Annotated in this window: 9 tRNA genes and 2 rRNA genes; all 11 read left to right on the top strand. The window is 50.4% G+C overall.

The window, feature by feature from the left end:
- The first annotated feature begins 11 nt into the window (after window positions 1-11).
- Window positions 12-127 (top strand): 5S ribosomal RNA (rrf, locus tag LQ188_RS26665).
- 10 nt (window positions 128-137) lie between these two features.
- Window positions 138-213: transfer RNA gene (locus LQ188_RS26670), tRNA-Val, on the top strand.
- 11 nt (window positions 214-224) lie between these two features.
- A tRNA-Thr gene (locus LQ188_RS26675) sits at window positions 225-300 on the top strand.
- 42 nt (window positions 301-342) lie between these two features.
- Window positions 343-418: transfer RNA gene (locus tag LQ188_RS26680), tRNA-Lys, on the top strand.
- 9 nt (window positions 419-427) lie between these two features.
- Window positions 428-509 (top strand) — tRNA-Leu (locus LQ188_RS26685).
- Window positions 510-514: 5 nt separating this feature from the next.
- A tRNA-Gly gene (locus LQ188_RS26690) sits at window positions 515-589 on the top strand.
- Window positions 590-601: 12 nt separating this feature from the next.
- Window positions 602-690, top strand: a tRNA-Leu gene (locus LQ188_RS26695).
- A 9-nt stretch (window positions 691-699) separates the two neighbouring features.
- Window positions 700-776: transfer RNA gene (locus tag LQ188_RS26700), tRNA-Arg, on the top strand.
- Window positions 777-784: 8 nt separating this feature from the next.
- A tRNA-Pro gene (locus LQ188_RS26705) sits at window positions 785-861 on the top strand.
- A gap of 9 nt (window positions 862-870) precedes the next feature.
- Window positions 871-946: transfer RNA gene (locus LQ188_RS26710), tRNA-Ala, on the top strand.
- 158 nt (window positions 947-1,104) lie between these two features.
- Window positions 1,105-1,225 (top strand): 16S ribosomal RNA (locus LQ188_RS26715); the annotation flags it as partial.

The raw sequence follows: 1,225 nt of genomic DNA on the forward strand, positions 1-1,225 counted from the left end.
TTCCTTTTATGTTTGGTGGCGATAGCGAAGAGGTCACACCCGTTCCCATTCCGAACACGGCAGTTAAGCTCTTCAGCGCCGATGGTAGTTGGGGGTTTCCCCCTGTGAGAGTAGGACGCCGCCAAGCAGTTATATATGGAGGATTAGCTCAGCTGGGAGAGCATCTGCCTTACAAGCAGAGGGTCGGCGGTTCGATCCCGTCATCCTCCACCATTTTTACACTTGCCGGTGTAGCTCAACTGGTAGAGCAACTGACTTGTAATCAGTAGGTTGGGGGTTCAAGTCCTCTTGCCGGCACCATTTTCATACAAGCTTGATATAGCATATATAAATAGTTTATATGAGCCATTAGCTCAGTTGGTAGAGCATCTGACTTTTAATCAGAGGGTCGAAGGTTCGAATCCTTCATGGCTCACCATTTTATTATGCGGGTGTGGCGGAATTGGCAGACGCACCAGACTTAGGATCTGGCGCCGCAAGGCGTGGGGGTTCAAGTCCCTTCACCCGCATGTTCGCGGAAGTAGTTCAGTGGTAGAATACAACCTTGCCAAGGTTGGGGTCGCGGGTTCGAATCCCGTCTTCCGCTCCACTATTTATTTATGCCGGGGTGGCGGAACTGGCAGACGCACAGGACTTAAAATCCTGCGGTAGGTGACTACCGTACCGGTTCGATTCCGGTCCTCGGCACCATCTTAATATGCGCCCGTAGCTCAATTGGATAGAGCATCTGACTACGAATCAGAAGGTTGTAGGTTCGACTCCCGCCGGGCGCACCATATTTTTTCGGGAAGTAGCTCAGCTTGGTAGAGCACTTGGTTTGGGACCAAGGGGTCGCAGGTTCGAATCCTGTCTTCCCGACCATTATTTTTTGGGGCCTTAGCTCAGCTGGGAGAGCGCCTGCCTTGCACGCAGGAGGTCAGCGGTTCGATCCCGCTAGGCTCCACCAAAAAAACTTGACAAGCCGTTTTGGGTTTGTTATGATATGAAAGTTGATTCTTTAAGAAGAGTCAAATTGCTCTTTGAAAACTGAACAAAACAAAGCGCCAACGTTAAATTTTAAGTGAGCACACACTATCAAAAAAGCAAATGAGCAAGTCAAACATTTCTTCGGAGAGTTTGATCCTGGCTCAGGACGAACGCTGGCGGCGTGCCTAATACATGCAAGTCGAGCGAATCGATGGGAGCTTGCTCCCTGAGATTAGCGGCGGACGGGTGAGTAACACGT

This window comes from Peribacillus sp. Bi134, assembly GCF_918698065.1.
Lineage (GTDB): Bacteria > Bacillota > Bacilli > Bacillales > DSM-1321 > Peribacillus.